The following is a 22,563-nucleotide window of genomic DNA, read 5'->3' as shown; positions in this document are numbered from 1 at the left end:
TCGGCACGGCGTGGATGCGGCCGGCCCGTGCGGGCCGGTGCCGCGTGCGCGCCGCGGGCTTCAGACCTGGGTGATGAACTTGGTCACCAGGTAGCCATCGAAGGTCTCCTGGCCGCCTTCGCTGCCGATGCCGGAGTCCTTGATGCCGCCGAAGGGCGTCTCGGCCAGCGCCATGCCGAAGTGGTTGATGTTGACCATGCCGGCCTCGAGGCCGTTCGAGACCTGCGTGGCCGTCTTCAGCGAATTGGTGAAGACGTAGGAGGCCAGGCCGTAGGGCAGGCTGTTGGCGCGGCGCAGGACTTCCTCGGTGTCCTTGAAGCGGGTCACCGGCGCGACCGGGCCGAAGGGCTCGTCGACCATCAGCTTGGCGTCGTCGGGCAGGTCGGTCACCACGGTGGGGGCGAAGAAGAAGCCCTTGTCGCCGATGCGCGAGCCGCCGGCGACGATCTTGCCGCCGCGGTGGCTGGCGTCGTCGAGGAACTGCTGCATCGACAGCACGCGGCGTTCGTGTGCCAGCGGGCCCATCTCGGTGCCGGTCTCCAGGCCGTTGCCGACCTTGATCGAGCCGATCACCTCGGTGAAGCGCGCCAGGAACTTGTCGTAGGCCTTCTCCTGGACGTAGAAGCGCGTCGGCGACACGCACACCTGGCCGGCGTTGCGCAGCTTGAAGCGGGCCAGCATCTCGGCGGCCGGTTCGACGTCCGCATCGTCGAACACCAGCACCGGCGAATGGCCGCCCAGCTCCATGGTGACGCGCTTCATGTGCGCGCCGGCCAGCGCGGCCAGCTGCTTGCCGACCGGCACCGAGCCGGTGAAGGAGATCTTGCGCACGATCGGCGACTCGATCAGGTAGGTCGAGACTTCGCTGGGAACGCCCCAGACGATGTTCAGCACGCCCGCCGGCAGGCCGGCGTCATGGAACAGCCGGGCCAGCGCCACCACCGCGCTGGGCGAGTCTTCCGGCCCCTTCAGGATCAGCGTGCAGCCGGCGCCGACGGCGGCGACGATCTTGCGGATGGCCTGGTTGAAGGGGAAGTTCCACGGCGTGAAGGCGGCGCAGACGCCGATCGGCTCGCGCACCACGATCTGGCGCACATTGGGCTGGCGCGGCGGGATCACGCGGCCGTAGATGCGGCGGCATTCCTCGGCATGCCAGTCGGCATGCTCGGCGCACACCAGCACCTCGCCCACCGCCTCGGCCAGCGGCTTGCCCTGGTCCATGGTGATGTTGCGGCCGATGTCCTTGGCACGCTCGCGCGCCAGCTCGCCGACGCGGCGCAGGATCTTGGAGCGCTCCAGCGGCGAGGTCTTCTTCCAGCTTTCGAAGGCGCGCTGCGCGGCGGCAAGCGCGCGGTCCAGGTCGGCCTTGCTGGCGTGGGGCAGCTTGCCCAGCACTTCCTGCGTCGCGGGATTGATCACGTCCTGCTCGTGCCGGCCTCCTCCCTTGACGAATTCCCCATCGATGTAGAGAGCGAGATCCTGATACATGCCATTCTCCTGGTGGTTGTCTGCTGGGCGCCGCCCGCCGGGGGGCGGGGGAAAAGCGCAAGCATAGCGCCTTGCCAGGATTTCTGCATGTGCCGCATGGCGCGAGAATGTTCCGCGGTACGGAACATTGCGGAGCATTTTCGCGCCATGCCCGGGACAGGCCGACGCCCCAGGCGGGGCTCAGCGCCGCCGCAGGTCCGCCATGCTGCGGGTAGCCAGGGCAAGCGCGTCGTGGCTGCCGCCGCCGAGGCTGGCGGTGATCTCGGCGGCCGCCTCCTGCACCATGTCGGCAAAGGGCTTGAGACGGCCGGGACGGAAGCGCTCGGCCGGACCCGACAGCCCGACCGCGGCGATCACATGGCCGTGGCAGTCGGTGATCGGCGCGGCGATGCCGGACACGGTCTCGCGCCATTCGCCGCGATTGACGGCGTAGCCCTGCTTGCGGATCTTCTCCATCTCGCGCAGGAAGCGCGCGGGCTCGACGATGCTGTGGGGCGTGGAGGGTACCAGCGCTGCCGCCATGCGCTGCAGCGTGGCTTCGGGCAGGAAGGCGAGCATGGCCTTGCCGGTCGCCACGCAGTGCGCCAGCGCGCGTCCGCCGATCTGCGTGTAGGCGCGCACCGGGTTGGGGCTGTCGATCTTGTGCACGTAGACCACCTCGCCGCGGTCCAGCACCGACAGGTGCACGCTCTCGCCGCTGGCGTGCATCAGCTGGTCCATCCAGATCTCGGCGTGGCGGCGCAGGTCGAGCCGGGACAGCACGGCCGAGCCCAGCTCCCACAGCTTGATCGAGGCGCTGTAGCCGCTGCCGTCGCCGGCGCGGATGACGTAGCGCAGCTCCGTCAGCGCCTGCAGCAGGCGGTGCACATTGCTCTTGGCCAGGCCGAGCTCGGCGGCGATCTCGCTCAGGCCCAGCGGGCGTTCGCTGTGCGCCAGCAGCTCGATCACGCCCAGGCCCTTGATCAGGGTGTTGTTCATGCGGTTCGGGCGTCCTTGCCCGCGCGGTGCCGGCCGACAAGGAGGGGTGCGTTCTCAAATGTGGAACGATTGTAGCCGAATCTGGAACGTTCCTATAATCGATCGCAATCCGGCCGGGCCCAGCGGTGGTGCCGCGGCCGCCAATTTCCACGGACGTTGCAATGCCCGATCTCAGTGAACAAGACCTGCCGCTGGCAGGCGTCAAGGTGGTGGAGTTCTGTACGGTGGCCGCCGGTCCCTTCTGCGGCATGCTGCTGGCCGACATGGGTGCCGAGGTGATCAAGGTGGAGCCGCCGGAGGGCGATACGCTGCGCCAGTGGCCGCCGCTGTCGGCCGGTTTCTCCGAGAACTTCGCCTCGCTCAACCGCAACAAGCACTCGGTGGCGCTCAACCTGAAGGATCCCGCCGATGCGGCACTGGCGCGCCGCCTGGTCCTCGACGCGGACGTGGTGGTGGAGAACAACCGGCCGGGTGTGATGGACCGCCTGGGGCTGGGCTACGCCGCCTTCCGCGACGAGAAGCCGGGCCTGGTCTACTGCTCGGTGTCCGCCTACGGCCAGAGCGGCCCGCGTGCCGGCGAAGGCGGCTTCGATCTCACCATCCAGGCCGCTGCCGGCGTGATGAGCGTGACCGGCGAGCCCGGCGGCGCGCCGGTCAAGTGCGGCGTGCCGCTGGCGGACTTCGCCTCGGGCCTGTACGCCGCCTTCGCCATCGCCAGCGCGCTGGCGCGCGTGCGCGCCGGCGGCGCCGGCGCCCATATCGACGTGCCGATGTACGGCTGCACGCTGGGCATCGCCGCACTGCAGACCAGCGAGTACTTCGGCAACGGACGCAGCCCCGTCAAGCTGGGTTCCGCGCATCCGCGCAATGCGCCCTACCAGGCCTTCCGCGCCGCCGACGGCTACTTTGCCATCGCCGCCGGCAACCAGAAGCTGTGGCTGGAAGTGGTGCGCGTGGTCGGCCTGCCGGAGCTGGCCGCCGACCCGCGCTTCGCCAGCACGCGGGAGCGCGCGCAGCACCAGGAGGCGCTCAAGGACCTGCTGGAGGTCCGCTTCGGCGAGCAGGGCGTCGAGCACTGGATCGCCGCCTTCCGCGCTGCCGGCGTGCCGCATGCCCGCATCAACGACTATGCCGCCGCGCTGGACGATCCGCAGGTCGGCCACATGGACTGGGTGCGGCCGCTGACGCTGCCGGGCGGGCATCGCACGCGCACCTTCGCCTCGCCGCTGCGCTTCGACGGCCTGGGCCTGCCGATCCGGCTAGACCCCCCGGCGCTGGGCGAGCACAACGCCGAGGTGCGCGCGCGCCACGCCGGTGGCAGCCACGGCGCGCAACAGGACATCACGGGAGAGGCATGATGCAGCATCCGATCGAACGCTTGCGCGCCTTCGTGGCGACTGTCAGCGCGCAGGTGGAACGCGCGCAGCGCGACGGCAGCGAGATGGGTGGCAATGCGGGTGGCAATGCGGCTGGCAATGAGGCCGCGCTGCTGGCCGCGCTCACCGCGCCGCTGCGCGACCTGGTGTCGCATGACGACTGGCTGCCCGAGAGCCTGGCGCGGCCGCACGCGCTCTACTACCAGCAGCACCTGCTCTACGGCGATCCGCTCGATCGCTTTTCGCTGGTCAGCTTCGTGTGGGGGCCGGGCCAGCAGACGCCGGTGCACGACCACACCGTGTGGGGCCTGATCGGCGTGCTGCGCGGCGCCGAGATCGACCAGCGCTTCCGCCAGGAAGCGGGCCGCATGGTGCCGGACGGCGAGCCGGTGAGGCTCGAGCGCGGCGAGGTGGCCGCGATATCGCCGACGCTGGGCGACGTGCACCGCGTGCGCAATGCCTACGATGATCGCGTCTCGGTCAGCATCCACTTGTACGGCGGCAATATCGGCCGCATCGACCGCCACGTCTACGACCCGCAGAGCGGGCAGGCCAAGCCCTTCGTGTCGGGCTACTCCAACGCCATGGTGCCCAATCTGTGGGCGCGCCCCGCCGCATGAACCACGCCCCCGCATCCGCTGCCGAGCCCTTGCTGCGCATCGCCCGGCAAGGCCCGCTGACGCACCTGACACTGAACCGGCCGGCGCGCGGCAATGCGCTCAGCGCGGCGCTGGTGGCGGCGCTGGCCGCAGCGGTCGAGGCCTGCCACACGGACGGCACGCGCCTGCTGGCCATCGAAGGTGCCGGCAAGCACTTCTGCACCGGCTTCGACCTGGAGGACCTGGAGCAGGAAAGCGACGACTCGCTGCTGGCGCGCTTCGTGCGCGTCGAACTGCTGCTGCAGGCCGTGCATGCCGCGCCCTTCGTCACCGTCGCGCTGGTCCAGGGGCGCGCCATGGGCGCGGGCGCCGACCTGGTCGCCGCCTGCGCGCGGCGCTGGGCCGCGCCGGGCAGCAGCTTCGCCTTTCCCGGCGCCGGCTTCGGCCTGGTGCTGGGTACCGAGCGGCTGGCCGCGCTGGTCGGCGCCACTTGCGCGCGCAGCTGGATCGCCGGCGGTGGCGCGATCGGCAGCGAGGACGCGCTGCGCGCCGGCCTGGTGGACGCCATGGTCGTGCCCGACGCGCGCGCGGCCGGCCTGGCGGCGCTGCTGGAGCAGGCGTGCCGCCTGGAGGCATCGACGCAGGCCGCGATCCATGCCGCCGCCCTGGGCGGCAGCGCCGGCGCTGCAGCACGCGCGGGCCAGCTTGCCGACCTGGTGCGCTCCGCCGCGCGCCCGGGACTGAAAGACCGCATCGCGGCATACCGGGCGGCCACGCGCCGCTGAGGTGCCCCGCTGAAGCGCCCCGCTTGAGCGCGCCGTGCGGGCACGCCGGGCATGCAGTGCAGCGGAAGCCGGACGCCGATCCGGCCCGCGCCAGAAGAACGACAAGACGGAGACAAAGCATGGACCCAGCAAAGACCTCGGCCGACAATCTCGCGGCCTTGCTCTCCCCGCGCTCGGTGGCGGTGATCGGGGCATCGGAAGATCAGGGCAAGTTCGGCGGACGGCTGTTCCGCATGTTGCTCAAGCACCAATACGGCGGCACCGTCTACCCGATCAACCCGGTGCGCGAGACGCTCTTCGGGCTGAAGACGTTTCCGAGCATCGACGCGTTGCCCGAGGCGCCAGACATGGTGATCATGGCGGTGCCGCAGCCCAAGGTGAAGGAACAGGTGGCGGCCTGTGCCGCACGCGGCGCGCGGGCCGGCATCATCATCACCTCGAAGTTCTCGGACGCGGGCGCCGCAGGCGCGGCGCTCGAACGGGAGATCGTGCAGATCGCCAACGCGCGCGGCATGCGCCTGATCGGGCCGAACTGCCTGGGCGTGATCAGTCCGGCCAACCGGTTGGTGCTGTGCTCGTCGCCGGCGCTCGAGGTCGACACCCTGATCGAGAGTCCGATCGGCTTCGTCAGCCAGAGCGGCGCGCTGATGGCCACGCTGTTCGATCGCGCCTACGACATCGGCATCGGCTTCACGCACTGTGTCTCGGTGGGCAACCAGGCCGACCTGGAACTGTGCGATTTCGTCGAGTTCCTGATCGCCGACCCACGCACGCGGGTGATCTGCACCTACATCGAAGGGATCAAGTCGCCCGCGCGCTTCATCGAGCTGGCGCGGCGCGCCCGCGCCGCCGGCAAGCCCTGGCTGGCGGTGAAGGCCGGCAAGACCGCCGACGGCAGCCGTGCGGCCTTCTCGCACACGGCCAGCCTGGCGGGCGACCATGCCAGCCTGGAGGCCGTCTGCCGGCGCGAGAACGTGGTGCTGATGGACGACCCTGCCGCCATGCTGGTGCTGGCGGCCGCCATGGCGCGCTACCCGGCGCGGCAGGTCGAGCGCGCCGTCATCGTCACCACCTCGGGCGGTGGCGGCGCGCTCAGCGCGGACCGCCTGTCCGAAGCCGGCATTCCGCTGGCGCGCTTCGGGCAGGCCACGCAGCAAGCGCTGGCGGCGCTGTATTCCGAAGGCCAGGCAGGCAATCCGATCGACCTCGGCGGGCGCCGCCATGAGGACGGCGCGGACGCCGCCGAGGTCGGCGAGCGCACGGCGGCCCTCGCGCTGGATGATGCCCAGGCGGACCTCGGCCTGTTCGTGATGACCACCGCGCCCGCGCTGGCCGATGCCACCGCCCGGCTGGCACAGGGTGGCGCGGCCAGCGGCAAGCCGATGCTGTTCGTGATGCAGCCGGGCAAGGCCGCCGCTGCGGCACGCGCCCGGCTGCTGGAGGCGGGCGTGCCCTTTACCAACAGCCTCGGCGAGGCAGTGGAGGCGCTCGCGGCCTGGTGCCGCTGGTCCGCCTGGCGGCCGGAATCGGTGGCGCAGCCGGGCGTGGACATGGTCCTGCCGGCCGGCCTGGCTGGCACCCTCGACGAGGCCGCGGCCAAGGCGCTGCTGCGCAGTGCCGGCATCCCGGTCAACCGTGGCCAGGTGTTCGCCGACGCCGAGGCCGCCGTGGCCGGCAGTGCGGCCATCGGCTTTCCACTGGTGGTCAAGGTGGTGTCGCCCGAGATCGTGCACAAGTCGGAGGTGGGCGGCGTGCTGCTGGGGGTGGCCGATGCGCAGGCGCTGCGCGCCGGGCTGCAGGCCATGCGCGAGCGCATCGCTGCGCTGGCGCCGCAGGCTTCCATCACCGGCTTCTCCTTGCAGGCGCAGGAAGAGGGGGAGCTGGAACTGCTGGTCGGCGCGCGCCGCGACGCGCAGTTCGGCGCGCAGGTGGTGCTCGGCAGCGGCGGCATCCTGGTCGAGCTGCTGCGGGACATCGTCGTGCTGCCGGCACCGCTGTCACGCGAGAGCGCGCTGGCGGCGCTGGCGCGCTTGCGGGTGGCGCCGCTGCTGCAGGGGTGGCGCGGACGGCCGGCGCTGGATGTGGAGGCGCTGGCCGCCGTCATCGTCCGCATGGGCTGGCTGGCGCATGCCCTGCGCGAGCGCGACTTCGAGATCGAAGTCAATCCGCTCAAGGTGCGCGCCGCTGGCGCGGGTTGCGTGGCGGTGGATGCGCGCGCGCGCATCGGCTAGCCGCGCGCGGCAGCGGGTCGCCGCGAGGCTGCCGGAAGCTTGCCGGCAAGGACAACATCGGACAAGGAGACAAAGAGCATGAGCGTCGTCACCATTGAACAGCATGGCAAGGTCACGCTGTTCACCCTGAACCGCCCCGAGAAGCGCAACGTCATCTGCAAGGAGACGGCCGAGCTGCTGCAGCAGGGCTTCCGCGAGTTCCACGCGTCCGCGCAGCGCGTGGCGGTCATCACCGGCGCCGGCAACGAGGCCTTCTCGGCCGGCGCCGATGTCGGCAACCTGCCGGAACTGTGGCGCTGCATCCCGGGCTCGGGCTTCGTCACCGACAAGCCCATCATTGCCGCCACCGCAGGCTGGGTGGTGGGCGGGGCGCTGGTGCTCCACATGATGTGCGACCTGGCGGTGGCTGCGGACAACACGCGTTTTTCCTACCCGGAGGCGCGCCTCGGTTTCACCGGCGGCATGATCGCGGGACTGGCGGCACGGGTGCCGCACAAGGTCGCCATGGAGCTGATGCTGCTCGGGCGCACCGTGGATGCGCAGCGCGCGCGCGAGGTGGGCCTGGTCAATGACATCGTGCCGGTCGGCGGCCAGGTGGAAGCCGCGCTGAAGATGGCCGACGAGCTGTCGCGCTCGGCACCGCTGGTGCTGGCCACGCTCAAGCGCTTCGTCGCGCAGACGGTGATGCCGAAGGGCCCTTCCGAGCTGATGGCGGATGCCGTGCGCGAGCTGTCCGTGGTGCGCGAGAGCGAGGATACGCAGGAAGGCATGCGCGCCTTCCGCGAGAAGCGCAGCGCGCAGTACCAGGGGCGCTGAGCGCCGGCGGCGCAGGGGCGGATGACAACGGCGGCGGGGCCCGGCGCATGCCGGCCGGCGCCGCGCGCAGGAGACCGGGAACATGACGCGAACCTTCAGGGCGCTGGCCGCCGGCCTGGCGCTGATGGCGGGCTGTGCGGCGGCACCGGCCGCGCTGGCCGACTACAAGGGGCCGGTGCGGCTGGTGGTCCCTTACCCCGCCGGTGGCAATGCCGATACGCTGGCACGGCTGTTTGCCGAACGCATGAACCGCGAGCTGGGCACGCCCTTCGTGGTGGAGAACAAGGTCGGCGCGGGCGGCACCATCGGCGCGCAGTCGGTGGCCAACGCGCCGCCGGACGGCAGTACCTTGCTGCTGGCGCCTACCGCCGTGCACGTGATCACGCCTCACCTGCGCGCCGTTCCCTACGACCCGCTGAAGGATTTCGTGCCGGTGGCCAAGCTGTCGTCTTCGATCGGCATCGTCACGGCGCGGCGCGACCTGCCCGCCAAGGACATGCGCGAGTTCATCGCCTACGCCAAGGCGCACGAGGGCAAGGTGTCGTACGGCTCCGCCGGCCTGGCCACCATCACCCACCTGCAGGGCGCCGTGGTCGGCATGAAGACCGGCGTGAACATGCTGCATGTGCCCTACAAGGGCTCGGCCGAGGCGATGAACGATCTGCTGGCGGGGCGTATCGACGTGATCTACGACAGCGTCGCGCTGCCGCAGATCAAGGCCGGCCGGCTCAAGGCGCTGGCGGTGACCGGCACCGAGCGGCATCCGGAGCTGCCCGACGTGCCGACCTTGCATGAACAGGATCTCGACCTGGCGCTGCCGAGCTGGTTTGCGCTCTATGCGCCGCGCGCTACGCCGCAGGCGGCGGTCGAGCGCTATGCCGCGGCGGCCGGGCGGGTGATGTCCGCGCCCGACATGAAAGGCCTGCTGATCCGTTTCAGCCAGTACCCGTCCTTCCAGGGGCCGGCCGAGTTCAGCCGGCAACTGCTCAAGGACGATGCCTTCTACCAGCAGTTGATCCGCGCCGGCAATATCCGGCTGGAGTAGGGGGCGGCAGGGGCGCGCGCGGGCCGTCGGCGCGAAAGGGCGCGATGTGTTTCAGCCGCCGCTTCCTGCGTCGCCCGCTTTATCCGCGTCCGCCGCAGCGTCCGCGTCATCCGCATCCAGCGCCAGGCTTGCCAGCCAGCGCCGTACCACCGCCTCTTCCTCTGGCGACAGGGTGGCGCGCAGGCGCGCCTCGTTGACCATCACGCGTTCGCGGCAGCGTGCCAGCAGGGCTTCCCCGGCGGCGGTCAGGGCGATGGCCTGGATACGTCCGTGCACGGGGTGAGGCCGGCGCGCGATGGCGCCGGCCTTCTCCAGGTTGGCGACGATCACGCTGACGGTCTGCGGCGTCAGCAGGGCCAGCCTGGCGACGTCGGCACCCGACAGGCCAGGATAGGCGCCGGCCATGGTCAGCACGACGAATTGCGGCGAAGTGACGCCGAGGTCGGACAGCGCGCGCTCCATGCGCAGGCGGTTGCCGGCGCTGGCCTGGCGCAGCAGGTAGCCCAGGTGGCCGGCTTCGCCGCGCTTGCCCTCTCCGGCGCGCGGCACCGGGCGGTGCGCCAACTGGCGGGCGTCGGCCGCGGGGTCGCCGGCGGCGCCGGCAGGCGGCGTGGCCGCCGCGCGCTCCTCGGCCCGGGGCGCCTGGGCGGCTTGGGGGCGTTTGCGGGGGCCCTGGCTTGCGCTGCGCATGGTCGGGATGGCAAGTTGTTCGTGGCCTGACATTATCGCAGCGATCGGCGGCGCGGGCACCCTGAATGGCGCTGCCGCTCCCGGCGCTTGCCAGAATCGGCCGACTCGCACGAAGATGGTGCTTTGCCGAGCCACCAGTCACCAGCCGACCCGACAGGCCAAGATGAAGAACAAGGCGCAATTCACCACCGGTCCCATCGCACGGACCTTGCTGTTGTTTTCGCTGCCCGTGCTGGGCAGCAACATCCTGCAGTCGCTCAATGCTTCGATCAATTCGATCTGGGTGGGCCATTTCCTCGGCGAAGCGGCGCTGACCGCCACGTCCAACGCCAACATCATCCTGTTCTTCCTGCTCGGCGTGGTGTTCGGCGTCAGCATGGCCAACACCATCCTGGTGGGGCAGGCGGTGGGCGCGCGCGATATCGCGCAGGCGCGGCGGGTGGTGGGCACCAGCACCACCTTCTTCGTGCTGCTGTCGGTGGCGGCGTCGGCCTTCGGCTACGTCTTCACGCCGGAGATCCTGCTGGCCATGGGCACACCGGCCGACGCGGCGCCGTTCGCCATCGCCTACCTGCGCATCATCTTCGTCGCGCTGCCCTTCATGTACTTCTACAACTTCGTGATGATGACGCTGCGCGGCGCGGGCGATTCGCGCACGCCGTTCTGGTTCATGCTGTTGTCCGTCGGCCTCGACGTGGCGCTCAACCCCTTGCTGATCTTCGGCGCCGGACCGGTGCCGGCGCTGGGCATCGCCGGCTCGGCGCTGGCGACGCTGATCGCGCAGTCCACCAGCCTGGTGGCCATGCTGGCGCTGCTGCGCCGCCGCCGCCACTTCCTCTGGCTGCCACGCGGCGAGCTGTCGCTGCTGTGGCCCGATCTCGCCATCCTGCGTTCGCTGGTAGTCAAGGGCTTGCCGATGGGCATGCAGATGGTGGTGATCTCGTCATCGGCGCTGGTGATGATGTCGCTGGTGAACCGCCACGGCTCGCAGACCACGGCGGCCTACGGTGTGGCGTCGCAGCTGTGGACCTACGTGCAGATGCCGGCGCTGGCGGTAGGCGCGAGCGTGTCGTCGATGGTGGCGCAGAACGTCGGTGCGGGGCTGTGGCACCGCGTCAACAGCATCACGCGCACCGGGCTGGCCTTCAACCTCGCCATGACGGGGGCGCTGGTGGCGCTGATCTACGTATTCAACCGCCATGCACTGGGCCTGTTCCTGCCGGGCGACGGCGAGGCCATCGAGATCGCGCAGCACATCAATGCCGTCGTGCTGTGGTCCTTCATCCTGTTCGGCTTCACCATCGTGCTGTTCGGCACGGTGCGTGCCACCGGGGCGGTGATGGCACCGCTGGTCATCCTCTTCGTGTCGATGTGGCTGGTACGGCTGCCGTTCGCCAGCGTGCTCTCGGGGCCCTTCGGCGCGGGCGCGATCTGGTGGAGCTTCCCGGTGGGCTCGGTGGTGTCGGTGACGCTGGCGACGCTCTACTACCTGCGTGGCACCTGGCGCGCCAGCCACATGCTGGCAGCCGGCAGTGTGCCGGCCGCGGTGCCGGCCGGCGTGCGCGCCAATCCGCGCAGCTAGCCGCGCGCGGGGTGCATGCCCCGTTGTTTTCCGGCGGCGCCTGCCGCCGGTTTCCGCCACTGCGGGCATCGATCATCGCCGCCGGCCGTGCCGCCTGTGCAGGGCGGGTCTTCCTTTCGGATGGCTTTCATCCGCATCGCCGCGGATATGGCCTGCGCCGTCCCCTCTGGCTGAAGCCTGAAATGAAAGCTCTTTGTAAGGGCGTACTGTTTCGTCTCCGGAGGCGAGCAGACAGACAGGCGCCGCCTCGATGTCCTTTCCCTCAGACATGTTGACCGCAAACGGCCGGATTCGCTTGACATGGCTGGGATCGCGACGCATCGGCACGCGCGGCGCGCGTGCAGGCAGCGCATCGGTGAATACCCCTAGTTCAAGACAACTGAAAGGCGGATGAAAGCACACCTATCTAACGTTGCACCCATTCTCGGGCGGATGGGGTCAATGTACCGACGCTGAGGGGGGACTGCCGGGCAGCAACAGAGATGTGCGGCAGATGCATTTCGTGTACTTCGAGGAGAATCGTTTTGCGCATACGCAGCCAAAAGGACTTTGCCTCCGGCCTGATGTTCATTCTGGTCGGTTTGAGCTTTTCCTGGGTCGCACGCGGCTATTCCATGGGAACGGCGGCGAAGATGGGACCCGGTTACTTTCCATTCCTGCTCGGGCTGGTGCTCGCCCTGCTGGGCGCGCTGGTCCTGATCGGCTCGCTGTCGAGCAAGGGCGAGCAAGACCACCTGGCGCGCTGGGACCTGAAGACCCTGCTGTGGATCCTGGGTTCGGTGGTGCTGTTCGGCCTGCTGCTCAAGCCGCTCGGCATGGTGCTGTCGGTGTTCGTGCTGGTGCTGGTGTCGTCGATGGCCAGCCATGAATTCAGCTGGAAGGGCGCGCTCCTCAATGGCGTGGTGCTGGTGCTGATCAGCCTCGGCGCCTTCGTGTACGGCATCAATCTGCAGATGCCGGTGTGGCCTGCCTTCATCACCGGTTAAGGAGTCGGTCCCATGGAATTGTTCGAACACCTTGCCCTGGGCTTCTCCACGGCATTGTCGCTGCAGAACCTGGCCTATGCCTTCCTGGGCTGCGTGCTGGGCACCCTGATCGGCGTGCTGCCGGGCCTGGGGCCGCTGGCCACCATCGCCATGCTGCTGCCGGTGACCTACACGCTGCCGCCGGTGGCCGCGCTGATCATGTTGGCCGGCATCTACTACGGTGCCCAGTACGGCGGCTCGACCACCGCCATCCTGGTCAACCTGCCCGGTGAATCGTCCTCGGTGGTGACCACCATCGACGGCTACCAGATGGCACGGCGCGGCCGCGCCGGGGTGGCGCTGGCCACCGCCGGCCTGGGCTCGTTCTTCGCCGGCTGCGTGGCCACGCTGATCCTGGCCGCCTTCGCCACGCCGCTGTCGGAACTGGCTTTCAAGTTCGGTCCCGCCGAGTACTTCTCGCTGATGGTGCTGGGCCTGATCGGTGCCGTGGTGCTGGCCTCGGGCTCGCTGCCGAAGGCGGTGGCGATGATCGTGCTGGGCCTGCTGCTGGGCCTGATCGGTACCGACGTGAACTCGGGCGCCGCGCGCTTCTCCTTCGACATCCCCGAACTGACCGACGGTATCGACTTCGTCGCGCTGGCCATGGGTATGTTCGGCTTCGCGGAAATCATCGCGAACCTGGAGCAGAAGGAAGCCCGCGAGACCTTCACCGACCACGTGACCAACCTGTGGCCGACCAAGGAAGACTTCCGCCGCATGATCCCGGCGGTGCTGCGCGGCACCTTCCTGGGTTCGGCGCTGGGCATCCTGCCGGGCGGCGGCGCGGCACTGGCCTCGTTCGCGGCGTACTCGCTGGAGAAGAAGACCTCCAAGTACGCGCACGAATTCGGCAAGGGCGCGATCGAAGGCGTGGCAGGTCCGGAATCGGCCAACAACGCCGCGGCACAGACCTCCTTCATCCCGCTGCTGACGCTGGGCATCCCGCCCAACGCGGTGATGGCGCTGATGGTGGGCGCGATGACCATCCACAACATCCAGCCGGGCCCGCAGGTGATGACCAGCAACCCCGCGCTGTTCTGGGGCCTGATCGCCTCGATGTGGATCGGCAACCTGATGCTGATCATCCTGAACCTGCCGATGATCGGCGTCTGGGTGAAGCTGCTGACCGTGCCGTACCGCTTCCTCTACCCCGCCATCCTGGTGTTCTGCGGCATCGGCGTGTATTCGGTCAACAACCAGACCTTCGACGTCTTCATGGCGGCTGGCTTCGGCGTGATCGGCTACCTGTTCCTGAAGCTGAAGTGCGAGCCGGCACCGCTGCTGCTGGGCTTCGTGCTGGGGCCGATGATGGAAGAGAACTTCCGCCGTTCCCTGCTGCTGTCGCGCGGCGAGTTCAGCGTGTTCGTCACCCGCCCGCTGTCGCTCGGCCTGCTGATCGCCGCGGCCGCGCTGGTTGCCGTGGTGGCGCTGCCCTCGATCAAGGCCAAGCGCGAGGAAGCGTTCCAGGAAGAGTGACGCCCCACGACCAGGCGCCGGCCATCCGGCCGGCGCGCGCAAGATGAAGTGGTACTCGGGGTGCTCTTGGGGCACCCCGTTTTTTTTTTGCATGACCGCCCGCGCGCACCGCGGCGCGGATCGACCGACCCAGGGGCCCGAGCGGGTCCCGGCATGCGGGCAGCGCCCGCGCCGATGATGGAGAAGCCGCCGACTGCCGGAGCAGCAGTCATGGCCTGAGCCTGATGTCATTTCCTCCCGTGCCTGCTGGCGGCCTGCCGGCGGCGCGGGGCCAGTGCCCATGAAGACACCCACACTCGACCGATTCGTTTCGCGCCTCTACATCCTGAAGTTCGTCAAGGCACGGCCCGCGACCGTGCTGAACCTGGTGGACCGCCTGCGCGAGCACGGCATCGACAAGAACATCCGCTCGCTGCGGCCCATCCTGCGCAGCCTGATGATCGCCAGGGCCATCACGGCCGAACTGGTCGAAGGCAGCGGCCGGGTCTACTGCATCACCGAGCAAGGCCGCGCCGAGCTCGACCGCTATCTCGCGCACCTGGACATCCTGCAGTCGGAGCGCGGCAACGAGCCCTCGCCGGGCCAGGGCCGGGAAGACGGCGGCTGACGGGCGACGTACGGGCGACGAACGGGCGATGACGGCGCTGTCACGCTGCGCCCGCCGAGGCAGCGCCGATCGCGGCGCCGGATGCGCCAGCCCCATGCCTCATCACCACATCGCCGCGGATCAGGCCAGCACGCGATAGGTCGACTGCACCAGGCCGGAAGGAAAGCGCCGGCTCGATTCCAGTGCCAGGCTCACGTCGCGCGGCAGGGCGCCGAACAGTGGCCTGCCTGCCCCGATCAATACCGGCACCGTGGTGATGACCAGGTCGGCGATCAAGCCATCGCGCAGGAACGACTGGACCAGGCGGCCGCCATCGACGTACACGCGGCGCGCGCCGGCGGCCTCCAGTTGCGCCATCGCTTGCGCGGGCGTGCTGTCCGAGAAGCGCACCTTTCCCTGCAAGTTATCCGGTACCGGCTTGCCGGCCAATTGCCGCGACAGTACGAGCACGGGCCTGTCGTAAACCCATTCGCCCATCGTGAGGACCTTCTCGTAGCAGCCCCGGCCCATGACGATCGCGTCCTTGTCGGCGATGAAGGCCGGATAACCATGGTCTTCCGCCGGATCATCCCGTTCCAGCAGCCAGCCGATGTCGCCATCGGTCCGCGCGATGAAGCCGTCAAGGCTGGTGGCGATAAAGACGTGTCCTGTGATCATTGTCGATGAAGTCTGTGGTGCCTGGATAGCCGACTATGACCGCGGATTCAGCCGGCTGCGACCGCTGGTGCAAGGGGCGGTGCAAAGATTGATGCGTACAGCCACGCGGTGCCCTGGATGCCCGGCGGAAGCATCGCGAAAGCAATACCCGTGGCGCAGTGTGCGGTCCATTCCGAGGTGGATTTTCCCGGGATGGGGCCGCCTTGCCGAGGCTGGCGAGGATCCCGGCGGCCCCGATACCTCCGGGCCCCTCACGCCTCAAGCCATCAGCACCTGGTTACGCCCGTTGCGCTTGGCCTGGTAGAGGCCGGTGTCGGCCAGCTCGACGAGGCGGCTGAAGACCTGGTCCGGCGCCGGCACGATCACCGCGCCGCCGATGCTGACCGTGAGCCACGGCGAGGTCGGCGAACCTTCGTGCGGCACCTGCAGCGCCTCGATCGCGCGGCGCACCTTCTCGCCGAGCAGGCGCGCGCCGCCCGGCGAGGTGGCCGGCAGGATCATGGCGAATTCCTCGCCGCCGAAGCGGGCCGGCAGGTCGGCCGGCCGCGCGCAGTTCTCGCGGATCACGCTGGCTACGCGCCGCAGCACTTCGTCTCCGGCCACGTGGCCGTAGGTGTCGTTGTAGGCCTTGAAGGCATCGACGTCGATCATCAGCAGCGCAAGCTGGCTCTGCTCGCGCTGCGCCCGCCGCCATTCGGCGTTCAGGTACTCGTCGAAGTAGCGCCGGTTGGACAGGCCGGTGAGACCGTCCGAATTGGTCAGGCGCTGCAGTTCGAGATTGATCTCCAGCAACTGCTGCTGGCTCTGCCGCAGGGCGCGGTAGGCCTCGTCGCGTTGCAGCAGGTTCAGGTAGGAGCGCGAGTGGTAGCGGATGCGTGCCACCAGCTCGATGCTGTCAGGCAACTTGACCAGGTAGTCGTTGGCGCCTGCCGAGAAGGCTGCGCTCTTCATCTGCGCCTCCTCCTTCGTCGACAGCACGATGATGGGGATGTCGCGCGTGGCAGGATTGTTGCGGTAACGTCGGACCAGGGTCAGGCCGTCCACGCCGGGCATCACCAGGTCCTGCAGGATCACGGTGGGGCGCGTCAGTTCCGCCACGCCGATGGCCTCGGCGGGTTGCGCGCAGTAGTGGAAGTCGATGTCGGGCTCGCCCGCCAGAGCGCGCCGCACCGCTTCTCCCACCATCGCCTGGTCGTCGACCAGCAACACCATGGCCTGGTAGTCGTACTGGTTGCCGCCGCCGGTGCCGAATTCACCTTGTGTTGCCATCTCACTTCCTCAATATCGCTGGACGGGCCCCGCTGGCGTCGTGCCGGCCGGCAGGGACCGCCGTGCTACCCCGGTTGCTTGCCGAACATCGCCCCGCCGCCCACGCTCTGCAGACGCGCGGCGATCCTTTCCAGGGGCAGGATCTCGCGGGCGGCGCCGAGCGCCGCCGCGGCCTTGGGCATGCCGTAGACAGCGCTGGAAGCCTGGTCCTGCGCGATGGTCAGGAAGCCGCGCTCGCGCATGGCCTTCAGCCCGATCGCGCCGTCCCGTCCCATGCCGGTCAGCAGCACGCCCGTCGCGTCGCCGGCCCAGTGGGTCGCCACGCTGTCGAAGAACACATCGATCGACGGCCGGTAGAGGCAGTCTTTCGGTTGCTCCGTGTAGACCATCTGCGTCGCGCCGGTGAGCCGCAGGTGGTCGTTGGTGCCGGCCAGCAGCACGGTGCCCGGCCGCGGCGCCTCGCCGTCCAGCGCCAGCCTGACCGGCAGCCGGCATTGCTCGTCCAGCCAGGCTGCCATGCCGGCCGCAAAGGCCTCGTCGACGTGCTGTACGACCACGATCGCCGCCGGGAATTCCGCCGGCAGCGCGCCCAGCAGGGTGGCCAGCGCCGCCGGGCCGCCGGCCGAGGCGCCGATTGCCACCAGGCGCTGGGTGGTGGAGCGTCGCGGCGTCTCCGGCGCGGCCGCCGGCTGCCGGCTCTGCCCGCCCACCAGGCTCGCCACCGTGCGGATCTTGCGCAAGAGCGGAGCCGCAGCGCGCTGCGCGTCGGGCTCGACCAGGGTGGGGGTGTCGACCGCATCGATGGCGCCATGGCCCATGGCGTCGAAGACCAGGCGCGTGTTGCGCTCGACGTCGGTGGTGACCACCACGATGGGGCAGGGAGTCGCCGCCATGATGCGCCGCGTGGCCTCGACGCCGTCCATGACCGGCATCAACAGGTCCATCAGGATCAGGTCGGGCGTGTCGCGCGCGGCCCGGCTGACGCCCTCGGCGCCATCGGCCGCCACCCAGGCAAGCGTCAGCGACGCATCCTGCGCGAGCGCGCGGCGCAGCGCGGCCACGGCGGCGGGTGAGTCGTTGACGATACCGATCTTCATCATGCGCGCGCCTCGCCTATCAGGTCCCGCACCGCATCCAGCAGCGCTGTGTCGTGGAAGCTGCCCTTGGCCAGATAGTAATCCGCACCGGCCTCCAGGCCGCGGCGGCGGTCCTGCTCGCGGTCCTTGTATGACACCACCATGACCGGGATCGGCCGCAGCGCGGTGTCCTGCTTCATCCTGGTGACCAGCTCGATGCCGTCCATGCGCGGCATGTCGATGTCGGTGATGACCAGGTCGAAGGACTCTGCGCGCAGCATGTTCCAGCCGTCCATGCCGTCGACCGCCACCCCGACATCATAGCCCCGCCCGGCCAGCAGCTTGCGCTCCAGCTCGCGCACCGTGAGCGAGTCGTCGACCACCAGCACGCGCCGGCGCCGCAGGGTTTCCGCTTCGGTGCCGGCTTGCCGGGCGCGCGCGACGCCGCCCTCGGCCACCAGCCGCTCGACCGAACGCAGCAGGTCGTCGATGTCGAAGATCAGCACCGGCGTGCCGTCGTCGGTCAGGCTGCCCGCGGCGATATCCTTGACCTTGCCCAGCGCCTCGGCCAGCGGTTGCACGACCAGCGTGCGCTCGCCGAGCAGGCGGTCGACGGCGATGCCGTAGGTGTGTTCGTGTTCGCCGATCACCACCACCGGCACTTCATCGCGCACGGCCGCGCCGACGGGGCGCTGCAGCACCTGGGCCGCCTCGACCAGGCCGACCTGGCGCTGCGCGAAGCGGAAGTGGAAATGCTGGCGGCCCTCGAGCTGCTCGATGGCATCGCGCGGCACCGACGTGGCCCGCTGCACGCGCCCGAGCGGAAAGGCATAGGCTTCGCCGTCGACCTCCACCAGCAGCGCGCGCACCACCGACAGCGTCAAGGGCAGCTCCAGGTGGATCTGCATGCCTTCGCCGCTGCGCTGCGACAGGCGCAGGCTGCCGTGGACCTGGCGGATCATTTCCTGCACGGCGTCCAGCCCGACCCCGCGGCCCGAGATCTCCGACACGGTGTCGCGCATGCTGAAGCCCGGCAGCAGCAGGAATTCGAGCAGCTCACCCTGCGACAGCCTGCCGGCGGTCTGCTCGCTCGCCAGCCCGCGCCGCACGATGGCGCTGCGCAGGCGCTCCAGGTCCACGCCGGCGCCGTCGTCGGCGATCTCGATGATCAGCCGGCCGGCGTTGTGCCGCGCGTGCAGCGTGATGCATCCCTCCGCCGGCTTGCCCTGCGCCACGCGCTGCGCAGGAGGCTCGATGCCGTGATCGGCGGCGTTGCGCAGCAAGTGGGCCAGCGGGGCGTCGAGCTGCTCCAGGATGTCGCGGTCCACCTGCGTCTGCGCCCCGCTCAGTTCGAGCCGCACCTGCTTGCCCAGGGTCCGGCCCAGGTCGCGCACCATGCGGGTGTGGCCGGCGATGGCGTCGGACAGCGGCCGCATGCGGCACGCCAGCGCCGTGTCGTACAAGCGGCGCGACAGCCGACCGGCGCGGTGGTCGTACTGCTCGAAGCCGGCCAGGTGCTCGGCGAACTGGCGATGCATGCCGGCCAGCAGGTCCTGCGCTTCGGCCAGCGCGGCCAGGCCGCGCTGGTCCGCCGTTTCGGTGGACAGCCCGGCGCGGGCCGTGTCGAGCGCGCGCGTGGCGCGCATCTGCAGGCGGCGCATCTGCTGCATGGCGTCGCCGAATTGCCGCAGGCCGTTCGATTCCACCATGCCTTCGGCGGCCATGGCCAGCAGCTGGTTGAGCGTTTCGGCGTTGACGCGCAGCACGCGCTCGCGGCCATCCGCCTGCGGCGCCGGCGCGGTCGGCGTGTCCGATGCGTTTGGCGTGGCCGATGCGCTTGGCGTGGCCGGCGCGGACAGGGAGGATAGCGATCCGAAGTCCGGCATCGATAGCGCGGCCATGGCCTCCGCTACCAGGTCCGGTTCCGTCACGGTTGGGCTCAAGGCGCGGGCCTCGGCAGCGACGGCCTCCGGCGCGGGGACGCCCGCCGACGGCTTCGCCGCCGGCGCCTGTGGCGCGGCCAGCAGCGCCTCGAGCTGTGCCAGCAAGGGCTCGATGCGTGACACCTGCTCGTGCGGTGCCGTGCCGGGCTGGCCGATCCGCTGCAGCAGGTCGGTGCCCTCCAGCAGCGCGTCGATGTGGGCTGCGCTCAGGCGCAGGCTGCCCTGCTGGGCGGCGACCAGGCAGTCCTCCATCGCATGGGCCACGCGCACGGCCTCTTCCAGGCCGACGATGCGTGCCGCGCCCTTGAGCGAGTGCGCGGCGCGCATGCAGGCCTCGAGCTGGCGGGCGGCCCCGGGATCGCGCTCCAGCGCCAGCAGCCCGTCGTTGAGCACGGCGGTCTGCGCTTCCGCTTCGAGCGCGAACAGCTCCAGCAGCGAAGCATCGCGGAGTTGCTCGGGATTCATGCGAGGATCTCCAGCAGGGCCTGGCGCAGGCGGTCGGGATCCAGCAGGCCGACGTGGCGTCCGCCGCTGTGCAGCACCCCCTGCAGGTAGGGCAGGGCGACGCGCGAGAGCGTGGTGGGCAGCGGCAGCACGCGGTCCTGCGCGAAGCGCTCCACACCGGCCACTTCGTCCACCGGCAGGGCGATGGCGGCGCGGCCCTGGCCGAGCACCAGCACGCGCGTGCCTGGCGCGGCGCCGTCCTGCGCCGCGGCCTGGCCTCCCAGCAGCGTGGCCAGGCTGATGCAGGCCAGCAGTTGCCCGCGCACGCCGGCCACGCCCAGCACGGCGGCGTGGCGGCGGTGGGGCAGGGAATGGATGGGACAGGGCGTGGTGATCTCACCGAGGGCGGTGGCCGGCAGCGCCAGCCATTCCTGCCCGGCGCGGAACACCAGGCAGGACAGCGCCGGTCCGTGTTCCGTCCCGGGCTGGTGCGTCGCGCGGGGCGCGCCCGCCGGCGCGCCGGCGGACGGCGAGGTACCGGCCACCATGGTGTCCAGCAGCGCGACCGCGGCCTGCGCGTACACCGGGCAGTTACGGCAGTGGACGAAGCCGGCAAGCCGCTCGCAGCTGCCGTCGCCGCGCACGCCGATGCGGCGCCAGCAGGCGTCGATGGCTGGCTCGGCGGAAGGTGGGGGCAGGCCGGCTTCAAGCATGGCGTCGGTCCCGTGCATGGCGCTCGGCGCGCTGGCGCAGGCGCAGCGCGCCTTGCGCATCGCCTTCGCTTTCGAGCAGCGCGGCCATGTGGTGCAGCGCCTCCTCGTGCGTGGGGTCGAGGTACAAGGCTTTGCGATACGACTCGCGCGCCAGCGCCGGCAGCCTGCCGGCATCCTGCAGGATGCCGTGCAGGCAGTGGGCATCGGCGTTGTCGCCGTGGGCGCGCAGCCAATCCTCGCAGGCCCGCGTCGCGGCTTCCAGTGCGCCGCCGTCGGCCATCGCTGCGATGCGGGCCAGCGCTTGCGCGCTGCCGGCATCGGTGGCGCTGCCGGAGGGCGGGTGGACCGGAGGGGAGGCGGAGGTGTCGGCGGCGCGCGGCGCAGGCTGGATCCGGCGCGCCAGGGGGGCGGCCTGGCGTGCCGGCGGGCGTGGCGGCACCGGCATCGGCGCTGGCCGCGACGCCACGGCCGGCGCCTGCGCGGCGGCATGGCCGGGCGGGTGGAAGGCAAAGGCCAGCGGCACCTTGGCCGAGTGGAAGCCGCGTGCGGTCATCAGGCTGGCCTCGGCCGGGCCGACGAAGACCATGCCGTCCGGATGCGTCAGGCGTGCGAGCGCGGCCACGGCCTGGCGCTGGGTGGCGGGGTCGAAGTAGATCAGCAGGTTGCGGCAGAAGACGAAGTCGAACGGCGCCTCGCCGTCGAGCAGGCCGGGCTCCAGCAGGTTGCCGCGGCGCAGCCGCACGCGGGCCCGTACGCGCTCGTCCAGCTGGTAGCTGCCCGCCGCGCTGCGGAAATAGCGGTCGCGGAAGTCCAGCGGTCCGCTGCGGAAGGCATGGTCGCGATAGCGGCCGCCGCGCGCGTGCTCGAGCGCCAGCGCGCTGATGTCGACGGCTTCGACCTGGAAGCGGTGGGCGGGAACGCCGCTGTCGAGCAGCGCCATGACGATCGAATAGGGCTCCTCGCCGGTGGAGCAGGGCAGGCTGAGCAGGCGCAGCGGACGATCGATGCCGCGCAGCCGCTGCACGGCGAAGCGGCTGAGCGCGTGCAACGCTTCGCGATGGCGGAAGAACCAGGTCTCGGGCACCACGACGGCCTCGATCAGTGCCTGGAACTCTTCCGTTTCGCCGTGCAGCCTGAGCCAGTAGGCCTGGTGATCGGTTTCATTGATGGCATCCAGGCGCTGTTGCACGGCGCGCGCGATGGCGCCGGGCCCGAGGGCTTCGGCATCCAGCCCGGTGCGCTGCTTGAGCAGCGCCGCGATCTGGGCCGGCAGGCTCATGGGGGCGAGGCGGTTCATGATGCCTCCGCCGCCGCGAACAGCAGGGCGTGGACGGCCGCAGGCAGCAGCGCGTCGACCCGGACCCATTGCACCAGCCCGCCCGCATCGGCCCGGACCGGGCCCAGGTAGCGCGCTTCGCCCGCGGCGATGCCGCCGTCGACGAACTCGGCGGGATCGCAGCGCAGGGTCTCGGTGGCGCGTTCCAGGCGCAGGCCCAGGCAATGCACCTGCGTCTCGCCCGCGCGGCGGTAGTGCACCAGCACCGTGCGCGTGCTGGTGCGCGCGGCCGCCGGCGCGCCGGTGGCGAGCGCGCTCAGGTCGATCACCGGCACCGGGCCGCCGCGGTGCGTCAGCAGACCGCTGACCCAGGCGGGCGCGCCGGGGATCTGCTTGAGCGCCGTCAGCGGCAGCACCTCGATCACCTCGCCGGCATCGAGTGCATAGCGGTCGGCGCCGATGCCGAACAGCAGGAAGAGCTTCATGG

20 protein-coding genes are annotated in these 22,563 nt (G+C 70.4%); 10 read left to right on the top strand and 10 right to left on the bottom strand.

Translation table 11 applies throughout. The features are described from left to right. Nucleotides 1–60: 60 nt before the first annotated feature. Complete coding sequence (locus BKK80_RS32170; RefSeq protein WP_071018345.1) at nt 61–1,488, bottom strand: NAD-dependent succinate-semialdehyde dehydrogenase; 1,428 nt, start codon at nt 1,486–1,488, stop codon at nt 61–63. Nucleotides 1,489–1,668: 180 nt separating this feature from the next. Further along, complete coding sequence (locus BKK80_RS32165) at nt 1,669–2,466, bottom strand: IclR family transcriptional regulator (protein ID WP_071018346.1); 798 nt, start codon at nt 2,464–2,466, stop codon at nt 1,669–1,671. A 161-nt stretch (nt 2,467–2,627) separates the two neighbouring features. Between BKK80_RS32165 and BKK80_RS32160 the strand changes: the two genes are divergently transcribed. From BKK80_RS32160 to BKK80_RS32135, 6 genes are all read left to right on the top strand, one after another. Next, a complete protein-coding gene (locus BKK80_RS32160) occupies nt 2,628–3,824 on the top strand; it encodes a CaiB/BaiF CoA transferase family protein (protein ID WP_071038913.1) in 1,197 nt (398 codons plus the stop codon). An 83-nt stretch (nt 3,825–3,907) separates the two neighbouring features. Continuing rightward, a complete protein-coding gene (locus BKK80_RS32155) occupies nt 3,908–4,462 on the top strand; it encodes a cysteine dioxygenase family protein (protein WP_418235924.1) in 555 nt (184 codons plus the stop codon). After that, on the top strand, nt 4,459–5,226 hold the full coding sequence (locus BKK80_RS32150) for an enoyl-CoA hydratase/isomerase family protein (RefSeq protein ID WP_071073496.1): 768 nt from the start codon (nt 4,459–4,461) through the stop codon (nt 5,224–5,226). The genes BKK80_RS32155 and BKK80_RS32150 overlap by 4 nt, the downstream gene beginning before the upstream one ends. A gap of 119 nt (nt 5,227–5,345) precedes the next feature. Then, nucleotides 5,346–7,457: an acetate--CoA ligase family protein gene (locus tag BKK80_RS32145; protein ID WP_071072762.1), complete on the top strand. Its 2,112-nt coding sequence runs from the start codon at nt 5,346–5,348 to the stop codon at nt 7,455–7,457. 78 nt (nt 7,458–7,535) lie between these two features. After that, nucleotides 7,536–8,273: an enoyl-CoA hydratase/isomerase family protein gene (locus tag BKK80_RS32140; RefSeq protein WP_071072759.1), complete on the top strand. Its 738-nt coding sequence runs from the start codon at nt 7,536–7,538 to the stop codon at nt 8,271–8,273. An 82-nt stretch (nt 8,274–8,355) separates the two neighbouring features. Continuing rightward, nucleotides 8,356–9,318: a tripartite tricarboxylate transporter substrate binding protein gene (locus BKK80_RS32135; protein ID WP_071072757.1), complete on the top strand. Its 963-nt coding sequence runs from the start codon at nt 8,356–8,358 to the stop codon at nt 9,316–9,318. Between the two features lie 51 nt (nt 9,319–9,369). Here BKK80_RS32135 and BKK80_RS32130 read toward each other — a convergent pair whose 3' ends face one another. Then, nucleotides 9,370–9,882 carry a MarR family winged helix-turn-helix transcriptional regulator gene (locus tag BKK80_RS32130; RefSeq protein ID WP_071022186.1) on the bottom strand — a complete coding sequence of 171 codons (513 nt, stop codon included), beginning with the start codon at nt 9,880–9,882 and terminating at the stop codon, nt 9,370–9,372. Between the two features lie 289 nt (nt 9,883–10,171). On the opposite strand from BKK80_RS32130, the gene BKK80_RS32125 reads away from it, so the two are divergent. From BKK80_RS32125 to BKK80_RS32110, 4 genes are all read left to right on the top strand, one after another. Continuing rightward, the gene (locus BKK80_RS32125; RefSeq protein ID WP_071072755.1) at nt 10,172–11,590 is read left to right on the top strand and encodes an MATE family efflux transporter; all 1,419 of its coding nucleotides are present in this window, start codon (nt 10,172–10,174) and stop codon (nt 11,588–11,590) included. 524 nt (nt 11,591–12,114) lie between these two features. Further along, nucleotides 12,115–12,576: a tripartite tricarboxylate transporter TctB family protein gene (locus tag BKK80_RS32120; protein WP_071018366.1), complete on the top strand. Its 462-nt coding sequence runs from the start codon at nt 12,115–12,117 to the stop codon at nt 12,574–12,576. Between the two features lie 12 nt (nt 12,577–12,588). Continuing rightward, a complete protein-coding gene (locus tag BKK80_RS32115) occupies nt 12,589–14,091 on the top strand; it encodes a tripartite tricarboxylate transporter permease (protein WP_071018368.1) in 1,503 nt (500 codons plus the stop codon). A 280-nt stretch (nt 14,092–14,371) separates the two neighbouring features. Next, entirely contained in the window at nt 14,372–14,698 is a 327-nt protein-coding gene (locus tag BKK80_RS32110; protein ID WP_071018370.1) for a helix-turn-helix transcriptional regulator, read from the top strand. 120 nt (nt 14,699–14,818) lie between these two features. On the opposite strand, the gene BKK80_RS32105 is transcribed toward BKK80_RS32110, so the two are convergent. From BKK80_RS32105 to BKK80_RS32075, 7 genes are all read right to left on the bottom strand, one after another. Further along, nucleotides 14,819–15,355 (bottom strand): dihydrofolate reductase family protein, encoded by a 537-nt coding sequence (locus tag BKK80_RS32105; RefSeq protein ID WP_071072753.1) that lies wholly within the window; start codon nt 15,353–15,355, stop codon nt 14,819–14,821. Nucleotides 15,356–15,613: 258 nt separating this feature from the next. After that, nucleotides 15,614–16,624, bottom strand: a complete 1,011-nt coding sequence (locus tag BKK80_RS32100) for a response regulator (RefSeq protein ID WP_197524048.1) — start codon at nt 16,622–16,624, stop codon at nt 15,614–15,616. A 65-nt stretch (nt 16,625–16,689) separates the two neighbouring features. Further along, nucleotides 16,690–17,721, bottom strand: a complete 1,032-nt coding sequence (cheB, locus tag BKK80_RS32095; protein WP_071073494.1) for a chemotaxis response regulator protein-glutamate methylesterase — start codon at nt 17,719–17,721, stop codon at nt 16,690–16,692. Further along, nucleotides 17,721–20,108 carry a hybrid sensor histidine kinase/response regulator gene (locus BKK80_RS32090; RefSeq protein ID WP_071072751.1) on the bottom strand — a complete coding sequence of 796 codons (2,388 nt, stop codon included), beginning with the start codon at nt 20,106–20,108 and terminating at the stop codon, nt 17,721–17,723. The genes cheB and BKK80_RS32090 overlap by 1 nt, the downstream gene beginning before the upstream one ends. Continuing rightward, entirely contained in the window at nt 20,105–20,800 is a 696-nt protein-coding gene (locus BKK80_RS32085; protein ID WP_071073490.1) for a chemotaxis protein CheW, read from the bottom strand. The genes BKK80_RS32090 and BKK80_RS32085 overlap by 4 nt, the downstream gene beginning before the upstream one ends. Then, the gene (locus BKK80_RS32080) at nt 20,793–22,097 is read right to left on the bottom strand and encodes a CheR family methyltransferase (protein WP_335582967.1); all 1,305 of its coding nucleotides are present in this window, start codon (nt 22,095–22,097) and stop codon (nt 20,793–20,795) included. The genes BKK80_RS32085 and BKK80_RS32080 overlap by 8 nt, the downstream gene beginning before the upstream one ends. Then, nucleotides 22,094–22,561, bottom strand: coding sequence for a chemotaxis protein CheW (locus BKK80_RS32075; protein ID WP_071018378.1), 468 nt, complete (start codon nt 22,559–22,561; stop codon nt 22,094–22,096). The genes BKK80_RS32080 and BKK80_RS32075 overlap by 4 nt, the downstream gene beginning before the upstream one ends. Nucleotides 22,562–22,563 lie beyond the last annotated feature (2 nt).

The organism is Cupriavidus malaysiensis, assembly GCF_001854325.1.
Classification (GTDB): Bacteria; Pseudomonadota; Gammaproteobacteria; order Burkholderiales; family Burkholderiaceae; genus Cupriavidus; species Cupriavidus malaysiensis.
Note: the sequence above shows the minus strand (reverse complement) of the source record. Positions and strands in the feature narration are given on the sequence as shown.

What these genes read in the sequence shown, in the direction of transcription:
- BKK80_RS32135 (WP_071072757.1), top strand. Translation starts at nt 8,356, where the DNA reads ATGACGCGAACCTTCAGGGCGCTGGCCGCCGGCCTGGCGCTGATGGCG.
- BKK80_RS32145 (WP_071072762.1), top strand. Translation starts at nt 5,346, where the DNA reads ATGGACCCAGCAAAGACCTCGGCCGACAATCTCGCGGCCTTGCTCTCC.
- BKK80_RS32110 (WP_071018370.1), top strand. Translation starts at nt 14,372, where the DNA reads ATGAAGACACCCACACTCGACCGATTCGTTTCGCGCCTCTACATCCTG.
- BKK80_RS32150 (WP_071073496.1), top strand. Translation starts at nt 4,459, where the DNA reads ATGAACCACGCCCCCGCATCCGCTGCCGAGCCCTTGCTGCGCATCGCC.
- BKK80_RS32170 (WP_071018345.1), bottom strand. Translation starts at nt 1,488, where the DNA reads ATGTATCAGGATCTCGCTCTCTACATCGATGGGGAATTCGTCAAGGGA.
- BKK80_RS32090 (WP_071072751.1), bottom strand. Translation starts at nt 20,108, where the DNA reads ATGAATCCCGAGCAACTCCGCGATGCTTCGCTGCTGGAGCTGTTCGCG.
- BKK80_RS32155 (WP_418235924.1), top strand. Translation starts at nt 3,908, where the DNA reads ATGGGTGGCAATGCGGGTGGCAATGCGGCTGGCAATGAGGCCGCGCTG.
- BKK80_RS32140 (WP_071072759.1), top strand. Translation starts at nt 7,536, where the DNA reads ATGAGCGTCGTCACCATTGAACAGCATGGCAAGGTCACGCTGTTCACC.
- BKK80_RS32100 (WP_197524048.1), bottom strand. Translation starts at nt 16,624, where the DNA reads ATGGCAACACAAGGTGAATTCGGCACCGGCGGCGGCAACCAGTACGAC.
- cheB (WP_071073494.1), bottom strand. Translation starts at nt 17,721, where the DNA reads ATGAAGATCGGTATCGTCAACGACTCACCCGCCGCCGTGGCCGCGCTG.
- BKK80_RS32125 (WP_071072755.1), top strand. Translation starts at nt 10,172, where the DNA reads ATGAAGAACAAGGCGCAATTCACCACCGGTCCCATCGCACGGACCTTG.
- BKK80_RS32115 (WP_071018368.1), top strand. Translation starts at nt 12,589, where the DNA reads ATGGAATTGTTCGAACACCTTGCCCTGGGCTTCTCCACGGCATTGTCG.
- BKK80_RS32160 (WP_071038913.1), top strand. Translation starts at nt 2,628, where the DNA reads ATGCCCGATCTCAGTGAACAAGACCTGCCGCTGGCAGGCGTCAAGGTG.
- BKK80_RS32165 (WP_071018346.1), bottom strand. Translation starts at nt 2,466, where the DNA reads ATGAACAACACCCTGATCAAGGGCCTGGGCGTGATCGAGCTGCTGGCG.
- BKK80_RS32080 (WP_335582967.1), bottom strand. Translation starts at nt 22,097, where the DNA reads ATGAACCGCCTCGCCCCCATGAGCCTGCCGGCCCAGATCGCGGCGCTG.
- BKK80_RS32105 (WP_071072753.1), bottom strand. Translation starts at nt 15,355, where the DNA reads ATGATCACAGGACACGTCTTTATCGCCACCAGCCTTGACGGCTTCATC.
- BKK80_RS32085 (WP_071073490.1), bottom strand. Translation starts at nt 20,800, where the DNA reads ATGCTTGAAGCCGGCCTGCCCCCACCTTCCGCCGAGCCAGCCATCGAC.
- BKK80_RS32075 (WP_071018378.1), bottom strand. Translation starts at nt 22,561, where the DNA reads ATGAAGCTCTTCCTGCTGTTCGGCATCGGCGCCGACCGCTATGCACTC.